The sequence below is a fragment of the Xenorhabdus vietnamensis genome (assembly GCF_002127535.1).
In the GTDB taxonomy this organism is placed as follows: Bacteria; Pseudomonadota; Gammaproteobacteria; order Enterobacterales; family Enterobacteriaceae; genus Xenorhabdus; species Xenorhabdus vietnamensis.
The window spans coordinates 328,622-346,780 of sequence record NZ_MUBJ01000002.1 but is presented as its reverse complement, the minus strand read 5'-3'; the positions used below and the strand labels follow the sequence as shown (position 1 = coordinate 346,780).

Sequence of the window (18,159 nt, the reverse complement as noted above, 5' to 3'; positions counted from 1 at the left end):
GAATTCGGCCGGCCACACGGGATTTTTGAAGGTGTAGTCTTTGAGTTGCACCTGGGCTGGGCGAACCTGTGCCCGGTGTGTCAGGTTGCTCACCGCCGGTTCTCCCAGTGTACTGGTGTCACCCGGCTGGTAGGGCAGCGCAATGCCCGGCGGGACAGAGCCGGCATCATCGGCAAACACCAGCGTATTACGCCCGTTGCCACATTCAAAAAAGTAGAAGATACCTTCTTCCGTTGTCAGCCGTTGCAGGAAAGCAAAGTCACTTTCCTGATATTGCACACAGAATTCCCGTTCCGGGTGGGCATGGCGCAGGCTGAAGACGACATCACGGATACCGTGCTCTTTCAGAATGGTGGTGATAATGGCCGCAATGTTCAGTTGCTGGAAGATCCGCGAATTCTGACGCAGGGTGGTGCGCCACAGATCCGGGCGAATACTCATCTGGTAGGTGGTTTGGTGTAGTCCGGTATTGCCCTGTTCAAAGCTGGCGACGATACCGGTGATACTTCGACTTTCCACGCCATCTTGTGTAATCGTCAGGGTGGCGGTGCGGTCGAGTACCGCCGGAAAGTCGATCGCCGGGTCCGCACTCGCCAGCCCCATTTCCAGCTGGAATGGCTGGGAAAAGTGTTCATTCAGGGTAAAGTCGGTGACGACAAAGGTTTGTGGTGCCAGACTGCCGGCGGTCAGCGTAAATTGCAGGCCGCTGGGCGAACTTTCGCCCCCACCCCCCGGCAACTGGCTGGCTTTTTGCAGGGCTTTGGTGGCGGCGTGCTGGCCATCTGCTGCCCGTTTGGCCAATCCCTGTCCGTGGCCGCCCAACATCCCTGCGGTTTGCTGAGCCAGACGGGCGGCTTGTTGCCCCTGCTCAAACAACTCCTTTCCTTGTTGAAGTTTCGCAATGTGCTTTTTTACTGACATGGTATATCTCCCTGAGATAATGACGGATAACGTTATGGGGCAGGTTATCCAGCCTGATAGCCGTGCAGGCCATAACGTTCGGGCACAAGATTTCAATCAGACTAACGTTGTTTCTGACAAATTCGATAATTAAAAAATCACTACGCGGTGTTATTTCTTTTCCGGCATCCAGGTAAGCTGAAAATTTCACACAGCGGTATTGATATAATTTGAATAAACTTTGATGTCAGAATACATTAGTTAATTCATGGTAAAAATAATGATGGAAAATAATAAATAACGGACAAGTAAAAACCAAATGAAATCAAGTGAAATAAAAACTCTCATCCTACAACGGTGGGATAAAAAATTAAAATGATTGCTGAATTAGCGTGATATGCCATGTTTTTATATATAATAAACTTATTATTTTACAGGATGTTGCCATTAGATAAATAGAGGATGCTATAACACGTTGAATTGAAAATAAAAAATAAAATTTATTCTTTTGAAGGTCATGATCATTTTCATTTTATGATAATGATCGCAAAAAATTATTTTTAAAAAGATGAATACATTTATTAACCCAATTATTAAATGGAATGGTATAACAAAAATAAGTATTTAATTTATGTAAAAGTGTAAATTAAGTTTCTGTTTGAGATAAAGATTAATCTTTCTATAAGATAATTCTCATATGGGCAATATTAAAAATATATTTCTGTCCATTTTGTCGAGAGAGATGTTCGAATTGATGGGAGATACTCAATGAAAAATGAGGGATAGCATAAAGCAAAAGTTTGACCGTTCCTGATGTAATCGTTAATATCTTCTTGTTATCTTAATGATCCCATCGCCTGTAAGGATCACCTCCGGGTGGCGAAATAAAACTCCTGTAGCCTGCAAGGGAGTGCATCATAATGCGGTACATCTGCACACTTTTGGAAGCAGATATCGTCGGACACCTAACCCATCGTCTGGCGATGAAAGTTTCCCAATTTCGTTATGAGATCGGCTTACCACCTAACAGACAGAGCATCTTCTGGCTCACGCTGACCGATACCATTTTAATCGGTATGGCATTCATCTATGTTTTCAATTCATCACGATAAACGTCCCGAAAACTGTGCGGCGTCACTTGCGTAACAGCGCAGCGATTACCAAGTGACGCCGCAAAGCGGCAAACGTCCATAGCCCATCCGGCCTGGCTTTACGACCGATTTGAATCCCGCATTACTCAGTGAAACCACGTAAAACAGACTATTAACCACCCTGCTGTCTGATGGATAAACGATTGTCCTATCGGATTTTCAACCCACTGCCTGATTGCAGGCTGATGCAGTAAAAATTAAGGAGAAATGAATCACGTCAAGATAATGAGGCGTTCATCCTGATGAGATCAGGCACTGAACGGGGAGCATGTCATCGCTGTGCTGAGCACGTCGCGAGCTCCTGCAATAACTCAACACAATCTCACCCTGCTACACATTGTCTGACGCACCACGGAACGGTGAACCTGAACCGACACGCAGGGAATTGTTTTAAAAACGACTAAAAATGAATAAAACAAACGCAAAGTAGCAGAAGAGGCGAGAATGGCGCAGGGATCGACACGTTCAAAGGTTGAGCTGTTCAGAAAAGTTTTTATCACGCATGCCCGACAGGCAGGCGGAAGTTTTGTTACGGTGGCGGATCGGGCGCGGATTGCCCGGCACTTCCTTGATTATTTGAAAGACAATGGCATCAAACTCCGCCAAATGGATAGCCTGAAGGTGAAATATATTGAGCACTACATCGCTGAACGCAAAGCCAACAATATCAGTCATCGGACACTGCAAAATGAAATGTCGGTGCTGCGAGCCATTTTAGCGCAGGCGGGAAAGCATAAGCTGGCTGATCCCGATAATGCCCGCCTGAGTAACCGGGCATTGGGTATCGCGGATACCAGCCGCAAGGGAACGAAAATGGCGCTGGCACTGGCTACATTCCGGGACATTTTTCAGCAGGTGGAACAAAAAGACCGGCGTGTCGCGGCTGTTATGCAACTGGCGTATGTGCTGGGACTTCGTACCAAAGAAGCGGTGGAAGCCTACAAATCGTTAGCGACCTGGAAGAAAGCACTGGAAAACGGGCATACGTCTGTGCGGGTGGTGTTCGGTACTAAAGGGGGACGACCCCGGCAGACGGTCATACTGGATCGGGAAGCCCTGCAACACGCGATTGCTTATGCTGAACGCGAGCAGACCGGGCGTGGCAGTAAACTGATTGATAAGCCGACGATCACGCAGGCCATCGACCGTTACCGCTATATTGTCAGAAGTGCAGGACTGAGCGGTAATAAAGCGCCACACAGTATGCGTTATCATTTTGCTCAGCAATCCGGGGAGCATTATATAGCGCAAGGATTCAGCGAGCGGGAAGCGCTGGCACTGGTCTCAATGGATTTAGGGCATGGTGATGGGCGAGGGCGCTATATTCGGCAGGTGTATTACCAGAATATTGAGAGTGAATAAACTGTATTGGATCACACGGCCTGCGGCTTTATATGAGCAAAGCAACCTTGAATTTTAGGCGATTATTAATATGTTATTGCTAACTCGCTTCTGGACAAAAGAGAGTTAGTTGGTAATAACTCACTGCAACTATTGTCATGTCATAGTATTCAGTTCAAATCCGGTAATACAGAAAACAGATTCTTGTCCTGAAGGCTTATGAGTCAGGATCATACAGGCAAACCCACTAAAGGCATTACGAAAAGCTATGAACCCTTCTTTTTTCCCTCTATTTGTTTGACCATATATTGTATGTTGTTTTGTCGTTATACTGATTTCGGTGAAGTTAGAATACTCACTCACATAGCCTGTGACAAGAACATAATTTCCAAATACTACCCCAGCTTTGAATGCAGTAACTGTATCGGTAAAATCATTAATGTTATCGTAGTCTTGCGTTATAATTGGTGTGTCGATTTTGCCAGCCCACATAATACCAATACCTATTTCTTTACTTCCATTCTTTGTTGTAATCATTTCAACTCCATTATAATTAATGTGATATTTGTTTTGGCTGTAATTAGTGATCGAAATGATGCTTATATCATTCCAACGTAAATCTACAATTACTATGCTTTTCCCCATTGGTAATGAATTCAGTTCATTTTTATATGAATAAATCAAATACAAAATACCTTTTTTATCTCCTTTTTCTAAAAGACACCATGCTTTTCCTAAATTTGCTTCTTTGTTTTCAGGCTGAGATTCTATGCATCGTTCAAAATATCTAAGTGCCTCATCATAATCCCCATAAAAACGCGTAATTTCTCCCTTGCACGTCAATGCATCTGGCATTCCAGGAGCCTGCAATAACGCTTTATCTATATGAATGCTGGCCTCAGTGAATAAACCAATCCTATATAAAATATAGGCTAGAGATATTCTGGCAATGATATTATTTTCATCAGCTGCGATGGCTTCCCGATAAAATTTCTCAGCCATTTCTGGCTTTTGCTTCTTAGCATAACAAGTTCCTATTTGATATAACGTCGACGTATTGCCTGAGTCCTTGTCATTAGCAGAAAGGAATAGTTCGAGTGCTAAATCAACCTTATTGGCATTCAGCATCAGAGAACCTTTAATACTCAGTGCTTCAGGATGTAGGGATTTGAGTGTTAATGCTTTTTCGCACCAAGAAAGTGCCAAAGTGTCGTTATTAAGAAAAGAATATATAGCAGCACAACGGCAATAAATAGACACTGATTCAACAAACTCAGCTAATTTTAGATACTCTGATAGTGCTTCTTGATATTTTTCTTTTACAAGACAATCTTCTGCAAGTGATATTTTGTCATTTACGCTTTTTATTACTTGATCAGGAGCGATTTTTATTCTATTAAAGTGTCCAGACTTAATATCAGGTGTTTGTTTTGTGAACGGCGAGATGACATGGCTCTTTAATATTGAAATAAAGTGATCTTTTGTAAGAAAACCTCTTTCATTTCGAGCTATTAAAATGATATACAACAGTTCACTAAAAGCTCGCCCTGAATCTAAGAGCAATCCTTTTTGAATTCCCCAATCCATAATCCAGTATTTAATAGTCTCCTCAATGTGATCTATTGAGACAGACTCGATATTCCAGTTGTCTTTCATGATGTACAAATCGTCTGGACTGAAATTATGCTTCTGCATGATTTTAATGAAATCACACTGTTTGATTATTTTGTCTACTTTAGTGGCATCCGATGATTGGAAATTCTTGTACTGTTTTAAATACGTAATGAATGTTGAAAGCTTTTTATCAATATCAAGCCCTATTAAGGTTGTGTAGGGTTTTAAATAATTTTTCGCTATTTTATGTGTGATTGTTGAATATTTGACTTGAAAATGCTTAGTGTGAGAGGAAAACAATAGTGTAAAATCATCATCAGTCTCAATCCCAGTGGAGAGAAATTCACTGTTATCTATATTTTTCATTGTAAAATATAGGGTACAGAAACCTTGATACATATCCCCAATGGAAGAGAATGCCCCTCCAGACTTTTTTTTACTAAAATAGCTATCATGAGTCATAAGAATAAAACCAAAAATATTTCCGTATCATCATTTTATATAATAGACAATAAATGGACAATTTCTATTTAGAGTTTTGATTCGAAGCCGCCTGCTTCGGATAAGTTCAAATTGGGCAAACGGAGTAGGCGACTTTTTGTTCGAAATCATTGGCTGCTGACACTGCGAAACAATGCTATTGTCTACTGACGGCGAGAAGGTTCATATGTGTTAGGACTTTTTTTTTCTCTCCAATCCTTAACATATAAAACATCTTGGTTGGTAAGTTTAATTACTTTTTTTTCTTCTAATGTTTCCTTTGTTTTTTGGCCGTATTTTTCTATTTCATCAATTGCTATGAAAGATTGCTTATCTTGTTTTAGATATAAATCAATGAAATGGGAAACGGCATCATTTGCTATATTCTTGTATAAGAGTGAGTCATGAATAAGGATAGGCAGTTTTGTTAGCTCAAATATCGCAATGTCAAGGAGCAATAAGTTTGAATATGCCGTTCCTGTCCCTGTATTATCAATAGTCTTATATTGATAGTTTTTGTCGTTCAACGTTAACTCTGGACTTTTATGATTTTTGCTGTATATGAAAGTAACTAAGCTTTTTATTTTATCGTTGATCAAATCCTCAATAAACTTCAGGATTTTTTCCTTCTCAGACTTTAAGTCAGATTTCATATCGTTGATGGATAACTTTATGTTTTCTTCGGTTTCAAAGTAATTGTTCTCAATAACTGTTTCTTTGTGAGAATTAGATAGATTATACACACGGTCAACGATTATTTCAGGATTATCAATTTTTGATAGAGTTTTGTTAATTCTTTCATCTATTTTCTTGATCTCATCTGTAATTAATTCAAGATCTTTTTGAAGCTCTCTCTCGCTTGCTTTTAATTCTGATTTCAGTATTTTTGTTATATTGCAATGAAACTCTTCTATCTCTGCAATTTTTTCTTCATTCACATCAGGGAAAAATTTTTTGAGGCCAGCGAAGTGTGTACTTTTAATGTGGTTATTCTTATTTAGGTTATTTCTAACTCTAGATAACCTACTAGTGATAGAGGTTTTTCCATCAAGCAATAGATCTTTTTGTTCCTTCAGCTCTAGGAACTCCTTACTTGCTATTTCACTGAGATTGATTGCATACTTTGCAAGATTTGATTTTATTTCTTCAATTTCACGTTGAATCCTATCAATTTCTTTTAGGTTTTTCCTATATTGGGTTTTTGTTATTTTTGGAATAAATTTTTGTCTAAATGCTCCAGATAAAACCTGCTTCTCAGTATTTTTATCTTTTAATTGTTGTGATAACTCCCTGATGGTTGTGTACCTTTCAAAAAGCTTAATTATCTTTTCTATGCATTCTTCACCATTGTTTGATGGATGATCATGCAAAGGCTTTTTAACTTCTAGGTTTTCTCTTCCCCAAATTCTGGAAAACAGGGAAATTATTGCTCTGAATGATAATTCAATTGTTTCTAATTTATATTGAGCCTTAAGAAAAACTTTAAAATAATCTAATGTAATTGCTTCCTGTTCTTCATAATCGTTTGAACAGATATATATTAGGTCTGGTTTAAATGTACCTCTCTTGAATATGTATTTTTCTTTTCCAAATTCATGTATTATGAAATACGAGTGGTGGCCTAAATTTTCAACTGCTCCACCATCATTTTTGATAAATGATTCACCACCAAAAGAAAAATCCACAAGCATCAGTAATGTAGATTTTCCAATTGAATTAGTTGCGACCGAATCACCTAATACAACATTTAATCCCTCATGAAATTTAATAGTTTTGTTCTTGAAAACGTCAGATCGTATTTCAGTTAACATTGGTTATTTCTCCACCATCTCTATTCAACTCGATACGACCAAGAATATATAGCACATCAATACATGCGATAAATTCGCTCACATCTTCAAAGTTTTTTTCTACCTTTTCATATAGTTCGTTTAATCGACTAACTACTGGTAGAGCTTCTAATATATAGTGAAGCTTGCTTAACAATGACTGTTCGAATGAAGTAAACTTATTCGGTGTAATCATTCAAACACCTCACAGTTTTGAATAAAAAAAGATGCCAATATTTCTGCCGCATCACTAGACTTAGGCTTCGTCTTAGAGTTGATCCAAGCCACAATATTCTCAAAAATAATCTGTTGGTCATAACCAAAGCGTTTTTGTTTTAAATAAAAGGTTTTTATCTGCAGGGAAATCATGTCAGATAAATCTGGGTCATTTTGATCAAATGAGGCTAATTTTCCTTTTATAAAAATATAGTAATCTCCTACATTGTTTTTTATTTTTCTCTTTGTAGGTTTTGTTATTGTTTCGTTTAATTTTTCATCAATGTTTTTAGGCTGATATGATATTTCACAATCATCGTTCAGATCATATTCATTGTACAAAGCGTCAATTATGTCACATATTTCATCTTCTATGGCGTAGGTTTTCCATAGTGCTTCCTGACCAGATCTTTGTATTAACCTTTTCTTTATCGCTATTAATTCTCGGTATTCTTCAATTGCTCTTGGTTTGTCAAACTTGCCATGGCAAACCTCGCATAATGGGATTACATTGTCTTCGTCATTAACATCTTTACTTAAACGTTCTTCGCTCTTTAGCAATTCAACTTCAGCATCTGAAGGATTTAGCGGGTAAATATGCGCAATCTCATAATTCTTATAGCTTTTGCCATTCTTTTGGTAAAAGAGAGGTTCATCGCATAGTGGACAAACTCTGCTCACTTGAGCAACTAGGGCAACATTTTGTGCTGATGAGTACTGATGACGTTTATTTCCCATTAATCTAAAATTCCTTGAATTTTCAAAATGTTGACTAATAATTCTAACAACTTATTAGATCCCAAATTGGGGAGGATAAATAAACCCTCCTACTTTTTCCTTTAATAACGAATCCTCCAAAAATTAAAACATGATAACATACTGTTTTAATTTTATTTTTAGGCTAAATCAATTTTGTGATTGGGACAACATCCTATGTAGGAGGATTTACTACATAAGAGTTAATAAAGTTATAGCTTATCATTAGCATGAGTATGGTAATGAAACAGGGTGGACCGATGGGTGTCCGCTAATGCCAAATGGCTTTGGGACAGTGGCCCCCTATAATTCAGGGCCACATGACTTAACAATCTATTCCTTCTGAAAGTCGGAGGGCATCCTCCAATTCAACACCAAGATAACGGATCGTGTTATCTACCTTTGTGTGTCCCAGTAATAGTTGAACTGCACGAATATTCTTAGTTTGAGCGTATACAAGCGTTGCTTTTGTTCTCCTCATCGAGTGAGTGCCATAGAAACTTGGATCCAATCCAAGATTTGATGCCCACGTTCTAACGAGATACCTATAGTATGAGTAGCTAATTGGTTGCTGCTTACGTCTTAAACTTGGAAAAAGATAATTGCCAGCAGTCAAAGAAGCAGAAAGTATCCACTTAATTAAGCTATTCTGAGTCTTAGAGGTAATCTCAAATTGGACTTCAATATCAGTTTTCCGCTGAACATGTTTAACCCTATCAAATACCATACCTTGTGACGAAACATTGCAAACTTTAAGAGGTAGCAAATCACTCGCTAGGAGTTTGCTATCGATTGCCAAATTGAGTAAAGTCAGTTGCATCAGGTTATATTAGAAGCCGAGGCCGCGAGTATGTATACAGAAGATCGGAATACACGACAGGATTGATGTCATATGATGAGTCGATTTATGATTTAATTCGGTGACCGTTTAATATGAAATAACGATTACACAAAATACTAAACAAGGTCTCGTATGTAATCGTTTCTCTTTTTTTCAAACCTCTAATGCATTTTTGGCTGATCAATAACCGCTATTCAAAAATCTTGCTCCCACTTCTTCAGGTGTCAGAATTGTGCCGGGCCATTTCCCTTCATTATCCATTCCGAAAAGCATAACTGATATTTTTACACATCCCTTAGCTATAATTGTGCTTTTTAGAAAAAAGTTTAAAGAATGCTGAGGCAGTCCACGCACTACAAATTTTTCCTTGTCTCTAATGCTTTGTAGAAAGCTCATTGCGTCATTTTTTGATATAAATAATGGAATTATAGTATTTTTAAATCCTTCTCTTATCGACCAATAGTCACCTTGCAATTTCCCATCGCTATAGCCCATCAAAGCCCAAAATGGTTCTCCAACATAACTTTCATCTGGTAAGGCAACTGACTTTAATCGATTTGCTACTATTACATTCAAAGAAGGTAAATCATCAATTGTTAATAATTTTATATTATAATGACTTGCATATTCGATTGCGCCAGACTGATAACCTTCCTTGCTAACAAAAATACCCTGAATATTGCCAATATCCTGAAGTTTACCATGGAAATCTATTACTTCAGATTTTTCTACCTTCCGACCTTTGAATTTACATTCAAAAGCAACCTTGTGGATAACACCAGAATTTTCAAATTGATAATATACATCAATTTCATGCTTCGCATTTGACCTCCCTTTAATGATAGTATTTGAGCTTACAATGACACCCTGATCTTTTAAATTTAATAAAGATGAATAAACAAATTGCACATAACTCTCTAAGCTTTTTGGGGTTTTTATTATGCTTTTCAAAGTGTTTTGTTCCTAAGTTTATTAATGATAAATTTCATTGTATAGATTTCTAAACGGATTTATAGAAATACTATTGCTTTTTTGCTGAAATTTCGTACAGATGTGTCCCTAACATTTCTGGCCCTTAGAATCTATCCCTTGAGGCTACTTTATTTGCTATTTTGGACCTTGGTGACGCTCACAATCCTCACATACAACCTGTACACTCTGGTTGTTCTGTATTCTTTTCTATTGCTCAGCCTTCTACCTACCTTTCTCGCTTTTAATAAAAAAATTGAAAATCATCAAGTTGCGTGAATTTTTTGCGTTCATCAAGGATGAATCATGGACAAAAACTTTTCAGATCACTTGCTAAATTCGGCTTGTATCGAATTAGAATAAATACCAAGGATAAAAACTTCCTCTAAGTTGGTGATCACATTCAATGAACTACTACACTGGATACATATGGGGAAGTGGACAATAAATCCTTGCCGGATAGTTAGCTTTATCATTGAAGGATGCCCAGTAGGTTATGTTTTCAGTATTATTTGGCATTAATGTGCTTCAACTCAAATTCTAGTCTATTAATTTAAATGTAAAATTACCGTTATTAACCTATTGCGAGTTTATGCGGACTTTAGCATTGGAACGCAATTTCTTATAAGGGAGTAAGGTGTGTACTTATCAAACCTAATTATTCGAAACTTCCGTAACTTTGAGTATATCGATATTCCGCTGGTAAAAAACATAGTTCTACTTGGGGAAAATCGAGTAGGAAAAAGCAACTTGCTACACGCGATTAAATTAGTACTCGATTCTTCTTTACCTGACACTGAGCGGCACTTAAAGCTGTCGGACTTGTGGGATGGCTGCGATCTATCAACTTCTCCACAAATAGAAGTACACCTTGATTTCGCAGACTTTGACAGTGATGTGTCACTAGCAGCATTGTTGACAGATTTTCGTAGAGCAGACGCTCCGACAGTGGCGCGACTAAGTTATGTGTTTAGAAAGAAAACTGATCTAACAAAACCTATAACCTCAAGTGAGGACTATGAATTTGTAGTTTTCGGGGGAGGTGATGAGACGCGTTCAATCCCAAGTAGAGTGCGTCGCCGAATATCTTTAGACATGTTACATGCTCTGCGAGATGCAGAAGGACAACTTGCATCTTGGCGTAACTCTCCTCTTCGGCCATTGCTTGAAGATGCCATTGCGTCGGTTGATCGCGCTGACCTAGATGGTGTCGCCAGCGACCTTGAGTCGGCAAACTCTAAGGTAGAATCATTTGACTCAGTCAGGAAACTTGAAGACTCACTGAGACATAGAATTTCCGAGCTTTCAGGAACCACCCAAGACATTGATGCCCGCCTTCGTTTTTCTCCTTCAGACCCAATGCGTCTATTTCGTGCTCTTTCTCTTTTTATTGATGGGGGAAAGCGCGGTATAGCCGAAGCTAGTCTCGGTTCAGCTAATGTTGCACTGTTGGCGCTTAAGTTGGCCGAGTTTAGTTGGCTACGTCAGAAAAATGAGCGTAACTACTCGGTGTTGTGCATCGAGGAGCCAGAGGCACATCTTCATCCACAACTTCAGCGTTCAGTTTTTAATAAGCTCTTTAATGACCTTGACTCAGAGCAGTCTCTATTAGTTACAAGCCATTCACCTACACTTGCAGCCGTTGCACCAGTGAGGTCAATAATTAACTTACGACGTCAAGGTGAGTCAACTAAAGCATTCTCGCTTGCACAGCTTCCGGTATCACCTGACGAATTGGAAGATATAGAGCGTTACTTAACAGCAACCCGCTCAGAATTGTTGTTCGCACGAGGTGTTATTTTTGTGGAGGGGGATGCAGAAGAAAATCTGCTGCCTGTATTCGCAGAGGCTCTCGGACATAATTTGGATCAACTAGGGATTACGGTTTGCAATGTAGCAGGCGTCAATTTCAAGCCTTATGTAAAATTGGCAGCTGGTTTAGGTTTACCCTTTTCGGTAATAACCGACTGGGATCCACTTGATGGAACTAGGCAGCCTCTAGGTGTTGAGCGCACATTAGGTATTTGGGATGCTTACTGCCAAGTTTCAGGAAAAATACCATTAACCGATGAACAAAAAAAAATATATAGCTCAACTGTCGATTTTGATACGTTCTACACTCAATGGTCATCTGCAGGAATTTTTCTGAACGATCAAACCTTTGAGGTAGCTGTAGCAAATACCCCAAGCCTTCAAGGTGCTCTTTTGGATATATTGAATGAGCAAGGATTTGGTTCCACACGAACCAAAAGAATCAACTCATGGAGAACTAGTCAGTACATAGATCCCTGTCATCTTCTTTCAATGGTATCTGATATAGGGAAAGGACGATTAAGTGGTAAGCTCACTAGAAAGGTTCATGGGTTGATGCCTCCACAATACATTACTTCTGCAATCAACTTTATGGTTTCTTATGTCTAAGCCTAGAGTTCTTGAGTTAGCTTTAGAAGAGCTAAATAATAACCCTGAACAACAGCAAGCTGTCTATGCAAGCGGTCACTGTATTGTTCTTGCCGGACCTGGGAGTGGAAAAACTAAAACCCTAACTATAACTATGGCAAGACTCTTATCGGATGAAGTTAAGGAACCTCGTGGTGTAGCATGTATCACTTATAATAATGAATGCTCCCTCGAGCTAGAGTCCCGTTTGGTTAAGCTTGGTATCACCACCAACGAACGTGTTTTCATCGGCACTGTCCATAGCTTTGCTCTAACTCAAATTATCTCGCCATATGCCCGCTGCATTCCTGGACTTTTGCCGACGGACTACCGCATAGCAACAAAAGTAGAGTGCCGCACCGCGGTCGTGCTTGCTTACAGCAAAGTGTTCAATGACGGAGGAGACCCTCACCAGCGCTGGAGAATGGCTGAGCAAAAGCGTCGGCAAGACATAGATAGAAATCTTCCAAATTGGCGAGGGCGTAATGAAGAATTATCCCACTTCATCGAGGCCTACGAGGCAGAGTTACACCACAAAGGACTCATCGATTTCGATGATATGCCCCTAATTGCCTATCGAATGGTTAAGGATCATCTTTGGATAAGGCGAGCTTTGCTATCTCGCTTTCCTATATTACTAGTTGATGAATACCAAGACCTAGGTCACGCTCTTCATGAGCTGGTAATGCTGCTTTGTTTTGAAGGAGGTATTCGTCTATTTGCTGTAGGAGATGCAGATCAGTCTATTTATGGCTTTACTGGTGCAAATCCAGAGCTTTTACAAGAACTTACTTTCAGACCAGATGTGTCCACTGTAAGGCTTCGCTTTAATTATCGTTCTGGAAGTAAAATCATTCGAGGATCTATTGGTGCACTTGGCGAAGAACGAGATTACCGCGGACTGGATGGATCAGCCGAAGGTGAAATAAGCTTTTGCTCCGTTCAAAGCAATATAGGTGGCCAAGCAACCTATATCGCTCAAACGTTATTACCCCATTTACTTTCCAAAGGAATAAAATCTGAGCAAATAGCGATTCTTTATAGAGCAGCTTGGCTTGGAGATAAGGTTGCGGGAGCACTTGATTTTACTGCAACACCATATTTGCGAACAGATGGTAATGCACTGATAACTAGGAGTTCAAAGTTAGCTCGCTTTATAGAGGCTTGTGCAAATTGGACAACTGGAGGATGGATTGAAGCTTCCCCTACATTTCAGCGATTGCATAGAGAAGCTTGTTCACTAGTTTATGGCGGTAGTGTGACGGATACTGAAAAGAGCTTGCTCTCGCAGCAGTTAATGAATTTTCTTCACAGCGGTATTGGTATGAACGAATTCACTCACTCATGGCTACACCGCTTTTGGATTGAGTTGATCGAGCCATGGAAATTGGTATGCCGTAATGTCCACCAAGAGTGGGATCTTTGCTTAAGGCTGCTTGAGCGAACAGATCCTAAAAATGACCAAGATATGCCGCTCAATATTTTTGCTGGTCGTATAGAAGATTCAGGTCGAATAACCCTAAGTACTTTGCATAGTGCTAAGGGGCGCGAGTTTGATGCTGTAATTATGTTTGGTGTCAATCAAAATGAGCTACCCAGCCAGCGGGACTTGCAAAATGAAAAGAGTCTTAGAGAAGCTCGCAGGCTATTTTACGTGGGAGTAACACGCCCAAGATTATATTTGTCTTTTGTATTCCAAAAGGACTTTTACTCCCCATGGATACTAGATTTGTACAATAGAATTAAGTAACCATTTGGTTCGTTTAATGGCTTAAGCCAACAGTATCAATATGGTTTCATCCCACTAAACTTTTACCGTTGCAACAAATACAATTTAACTATGCCATAACTCACTTTGGGGCAAAAGCGAGTTAGTTGTACCAATGTGATTACCAAATAAGACTCGATCTGACACTATTGATGATCTGAGCTAGACCTAATCTGATGAGATGGACGCCCCGTATGGCATCAAATGTACCAAAATGAAATAAATATATTGTGAGATCTCTGACTTCGACTGACAGATCATTTTTAGCTATTTAAATTGAACGCTTAAAGGTGTTTACTGTTCCATTGTTCCCAAAATCCCTATGAACTGTATATTTTGTCTCCCGTTATTAAATGAAAAGGATTCAGTTATGGATATTCGAACTACTCTCCAGGCTGCGAGTCTTTCTCTCGCTCTTGTAAGTACGGTTACTGTTGCCAATGAAGCCCTGGTGTTTCAGACAGATTTCGGCCTAAAAGATGGGGCAGTATCGGTTATGAAAGGGATATCTTTCAAGGTGAATCCTAGCCAGCCTATTTATGATCTAACACATGAAATTCCACCTTATAATATTTGGGAAGCTTCATATCGCCTTTACCAGACTCTACCATACTGGCCCAAAGGGACTGTCTTTGTAAGCGTGGTGGATCCGGGAGTGGGCACTGACAGGCGCTCAGTGGTTCTCAAGACACAGAGTGGTCATTACATAGTCTCACCGGATAATGGAACATTGACCTTGGTAGCTGAACACTTTGGTATTGAATCTGTACGTCAGATTGACGAGAAGTTCAACCGTGTACCTGGCTCTGAAAAATCATATACTTTTCATGGACGTGATGTATACGCATATACTGGGGCACGACTTGCTTCAGGTATTATTAGCTATGAACAGGTGGGGCCGCTGTTACCAAATAAAGTAGTAAAGATCCCTTATCAGACTGGTGTAGCTGAAAGGGATGGAACTCTTAAGGGTACTATTCCAGTTCTAGATGTACGGTTTGGTAACGTCTGGAGTAATATCAATGACAGCCAGGTCAGTAAGGTGGGTATTCACAAAGGGGATAAGGTCTGCATTAAAATAAGTGAAGGGGATAAGATCCGGTATGAAGGCAAAGCCCCATATGTCAGCAGCTTTGGTGAAGTTCCTGAAGGTCAACCTTTGGTGTATCTCAACAGCCTGCTACAGGTATCGGTAGCACTCAATATGGATAACTTCGCTGCCAGATACCAAGTGCAGTCTGGTGATAACTGGCGCATCAGCCTAAAAAAGTGCTCAGATTAAAGGGAACTGGCAACTACACAAAATGCTAATTAAGGTCTGGGTTTTCCACTATATTTACATGCACCTTTGATTACTTAACCCATTACTGGTCTGGCGCAGCAGGTATTCCCGTGGCGAACGGTCAGTACACTGTGCAGATGCTGCCCGCTCAAAGAATCTCGGGCAGTTTTGAGCGAATAGCCGACTTAACTTAACACATTACTATGGTGCAAACTTACGTTGTGTTTCGGTTATGCACCATAAAGCCAATTAGTTGAGTCTTTCTTATTAACTCTTTTAATTAGTCATTAGATTTTCTAGGTGACCCCATCCAGTTTAACTTTTTTAACAGGAGTAGTGTGCAACACATTTTGGGGCATAAACGTGTTAGACCAAACGGCCTGAATGGGTCACCGCGTATTGACAGGCTCTCTCTGACGCCCAAAAATTTCGTCGTGCTCCTGACATTATTTTTTGTACCGGGAAATGAATTACCCATTGACCTGATGATTTTCGTTTATTAGCGTAGTCAGACTTATCCATGATCCGGTCGCTTGTGAGGATCACCTTCGGGCAGCGACAGCAACACTCCTGTAGCCTGCAAGGGAGTACACCACGGTGTGGTACATCTGCGCCCCTTTGGAAGCAGATATCGTCAGTCTGATGACGATGAAGGTCGCTTAATCTCATCCATAATGGCCAACCGGCCAGTCACCCAACGGGGAACACATTTCCCATTGGGTCAGGTGTTCTCCGTTGTTTTTATCAGGAGAATACTATGCAACAACATACCCCCCCAGCCACGGTGCACACTGTGTCTCCGGCTGAACGCTCCCCTTTTGCTGACATTTTTCCGCACACCGGTTCACTGGAACTGATGTTGCTGGAGCACACGTTCATTAAAGCTGCTGCCGGGCTGTGTGACGATGACCGGTGTGACCGATGGCAATACCGCAAGGTGTCAGACCACATCGCCTATATCGTGCCGGCCCGGTTGGAGCCTGCGGTGGTCAATGTGAGTACGACGGACTTTAAAGGTGAAGTCTCCGCCGATGCCTTTGGGCTGATGGTGACCCTGAGCGTATTAAGTTATCTGACTGACCTGATGAAGCTGGACGGATATGCTGAGCGGCTTTGCACCCTGCGTGAATATGCGCGGCAACATCCTCAGGCTCAGTGTATCCGGGCGGCTCTGGGCTTAAAAGGAGAATGTGATGCCGGATAATGAACTGATGCTGCTGGACAGTCTGGCCCTGTCGGTCGTGTTCCCCGACAAAACTCCACTGGAACGGTTGTTTCTGGGTTTCCTGCTGGCAAATACCGCCTCACAGTTGTGTGGTGAATATCGTCCTGAGCAATGGAGCAGCCGGTACGTGTCTGGATCCCTGACGTATATGATACCCACCGCGGCAAAAACCTATTCGGTTTATCTGCCGGAGACGACACTGACGGCCACGTTATCTGCGGATGCGTTTGGTCTGGCTGTCACCGCGATTGTGTTTGCCCGTATTGCTGAGTTAGATGAACCGAATGCCGATGCGTTTCGGTTCTGCGAACTACGCGAATACGCGCTGCACCATCCGGAAACCGGGCTGCTGCGTGCGGTACTGGCGATGCAGCCCAAAGAGGAAATCATCAGCTCGTCACTTATCCATAACAACCATAATCATCACTGACGTTATCAGCCCATGAGGTTGTTAACCCTTTTCTTTAGCGCCTGACCGGGGAGCCGACAACATCTTCCTGTTACCGGGCGGGTGTTGTCTTTTATTGACCTCAAATCAAGGAGAGCCACACCATGAACCCGATTTTTTTACCTGCGCCGGAGAGCACGACACCGGCGTCGCAGGAAGCTATTTTTATCGTACAGGTCACCGGCCTGATACAGCATCCCCAACGACCTCAATCGCTGCGGGAGGAAACTCTGACCGTGTGTGAGACCGACTCGGTCACCGAAGCGGTACAGCGGCTGAAAGTGATCCATCTTTTGGGTGACTGGCCGATACCGGAAATGCCCTCAGCTCAGTGCCGGCGGGCTTTTTTTCCACTCACGGTGATGATTTATGACGCCAAAGATAACAAGGTGCTCGGTGGCCGCTTTTATGACGAGATTGTCTGGGCACAGCCGATCACCGTGACATCAGAGCGTTTATCACTGGTGCAGAAACAACAGCGCTTGTGTCAGTCGGCCACGTTTGAGCTGAGCTGGCAGAATGCCGAGGCGGCGCGTGTCTTGTGGCATGAGGCGAATTTACTGTCGCTGCATGTGGTATCGCCGCGTTATCAGCATCATCATGAAGTGCAGGATATTCTCCGGCACAGCACAACCCTCAGCGTTTAAAGGTGGGGTATCACCCTGGCACCTTTACGTTTAACGGTCTGGCGCCGCGCTGCTGAAACGCCATTCTGGCCTGAGCCTGAACGATACGGTGTTGTGTGAAACCGATACGGTAGCCGGACTCATGGCTCACGGCATCCGGTCCTCTGACGCCATTAATGACTGAGTGGATAAATACGATTTTACCCGGCTGAACGCCCCCGGCAATGACGCCCGGCACACCGTATCTGGGTGTGTATGATGAACTGATGGTCAT

Annotated in this window: 16 protein-coding genes; 8 read left to right on the top strand and 8 right to left on the bottom strand. The window is 41.4% G+C overall.

Going from position 1 to position 18,159, the window contains the following annotated elements:
* Positions 1 to 921 (bottom strand): type VI secretion system tip protein TssI/VgrG (gene tssI / locus Xvie_RS03730; protein ID WP_139838804.1); only part of this gene is annotated, 921 nt, incomplete at its 3' end.
* Between the two features lie 899 nt (positions 922 to 1,820).
* Between tssI and Xvie_RS03725 the strand changes: the two genes are divergently transcribed.
* Positions 1,821 to 2,012 carry a hypothetical protein gene (locus Xvie_RS03725; protein ID WP_086108015.1) on the top strand — a complete coding sequence of 64 codons (192 nt, stop codon included), beginning with the start codon at positions 1,821 to 1,823 and terminating at the stop codon, positions 2,010 to 2,012.
* A 483-nt stretch (positions 2,013 to 2,495) separates the two neighbouring features.
* The gene (locus Xvie_RS03720) at positions 2,496 to 3,413 is read left to right on the top strand and encodes an integrase domain-containing protein (RefSeq protein ID WP_086108014.1); all 918 of its coding nucleotides are present in this window, start codon (positions 2,496 to 2,498) and stop codon (positions 3,411 to 3,413) included.
* A 135-nt stretch (positions 3,414 to 3,548) separates the two neighbouring features.
* Here the strand turns inward: Xvie_RS03720 and Xvie_RS03715 are convergent, their stop codons facing one another.
* The 6 genes from Xvie_RS03715 to Xvie_RS03690 form a co-directional block, all read right to left on the bottom strand.
* Complete coding sequence (locus Xvie_RS03715; RefSeq protein WP_086108013.1) at positions 3,549 to 5,468, bottom strand: tetratricopeptide repeat protein; 1,920 nt, start codon at positions 5,466 to 5,468, stop codon at positions 3,549 to 3,551.
* A 182-nt stretch (positions 5,469 to 5,650) separates the two neighbouring features.
* Positions 5,651 to 7,297, bottom strand: coding sequence for a DUF2326 domain-containing protein (locus tag Xvie_RS03710; RefSeq protein ID WP_086108012.1), 1,647 nt, complete (start codon positions 7,295 to 7,297; stop codon positions 5,651 to 5,653).
* On the bottom strand, positions 7,287 to 7,511 hold the full coding sequence (locus Xvie_RS03705; protein WP_086108011.1) for an ABC-three component system middle component 7: 225 nt from the start codon (positions 7,509 to 7,511) through the stop codon (positions 7,287 to 7,289). Before Xvie_RS03705 ends, Xvie_RS03710 begins: the two co-directional genes overlap by 11 nt.
* Positions 7,508 to 8,269, bottom strand: a complete 762-nt coding sequence (locus Xvie_RS03700; protein ID WP_086108010.1) for an ABC-three component system protein — start codon at positions 8,267 to 8,269, stop codon at positions 7,508 to 7,510. The genes Xvie_RS03705 and Xvie_RS03700 overlap by 4 nt, the downstream gene beginning before the upstream one ends.
* A 343-nt stretch (positions 8,270 to 8,612) precedes the next feature.
* Positions 8,613 to 9,107, bottom strand: a complete 495-nt coding sequence (locus Xvie_RS03695) for a tyrosine-type recombinase/integrase (RefSeq protein WP_086108009.1) — start codon at positions 9,105 to 9,107, stop codon at positions 8,613 to 8,615.
* Between the two features lie 201 nt (positions 9,108 to 9,308).
* Complete coding sequence (locus tag Xvie_RS03690; RefSeq protein ID WP_086108008.1) at positions 9,309 to 10,079, bottom strand: restriction endonuclease; 771 nt, start codon at positions 10,077 to 10,079, stop codon at positions 9,309 to 9,311.
* A gap of 657 nt (positions 10,080 to 10,736) precedes the next feature.
* On the opposite strand from Xvie_RS03690, the gene Xvie_RS03685 reads away from it, so the two are divergent.
* The 6 genes from Xvie_RS03685 to Xvie_RS03660 all read left to right on the top strand — a co-directional run bounded on the left by Xvie_RS03685 (position 10,737) and on the right by Xvie_RS03660 (position 17,906).
* A complete protein-coding gene (locus Xvie_RS03685; RefSeq protein ID WP_086108007.1) occupies positions 10,737 to 12,518 on the top strand; it encodes an ATP-dependent nuclease in 1,782 nt (593 codons plus the stop codon).
* Positions 12,511 to 14,286 carry an ATP-dependent helicase gene (locus Xvie_RS03680; protein ID WP_086108006.1) on the top strand — a complete coding sequence of 592 codons (1,776 nt, stop codon included), beginning with the start codon at positions 12,511 to 12,513 and terminating at the stop codon, positions 14,284 to 14,286. The genes Xvie_RS03685 and Xvie_RS03680 overlap by 8 nt, the downstream gene beginning before the upstream one ends.
* A gap of 394 nt (positions 14,287 to 14,680) precedes the next feature.
* On the top strand, positions 14,681 to 15,586 hold the full coding sequence (locus Xvie_RS03675; protein WP_279625671.1) for an SAM hydrolase/SAM-dependent halogenase family protein: 906 nt from the start codon (positions 14,681 to 14,683) through the stop codon (positions 15,584 to 15,586).
* Positions 15,587 to 16,343: 757 nt separating this feature from the next.
* Positions 16,344 to 16,790 (top strand): antirestriction protein, encoded by a 447-nt coding sequence (locus tag Xvie_RS03670; RefSeq protein ID WP_086108004.1) that lies wholly within the window; start codon positions 16,344 to 16,346, stop codon positions 16,788 to 16,790.
* Entirely contained in the window at positions 16,780 to 17,241 is a 462-nt protein-coding gene (locus tag Xvie_RS03665; RefSeq protein WP_086108003.1) for an antirestriction protein, read from the top strand. The genes Xvie_RS03670 and Xvie_RS03665 overlap by 11 nt, the downstream gene beginning before the upstream one ends.
* Positions 17,242 to 17,363: 122 nt before the next feature.
* Positions 17,364 to 17,906, top strand: coding sequence for a hypothetical protein (locus tag Xvie_RS03660; protein WP_086108002.1), 543 nt, complete (start codon positions 17,364 to 17,366; stop codon positions 17,904 to 17,906).
* Positions 17,907 to 17,916: 10 nt separating this feature from the next.
* Here the strand turns inward: Xvie_RS03660 and Xvie_RS21990 are convergent, their stop codons facing one another.
* Positions 17,917 to 18,159 (bottom strand): hypothetical protein, encoded by a 243-nt coding sequence (locus tag Xvie_RS21990; protein WP_208612506.1) that lies wholly within the window; start codon positions 18,157 to 18,159, stop codon positions 17,917 to 17,919.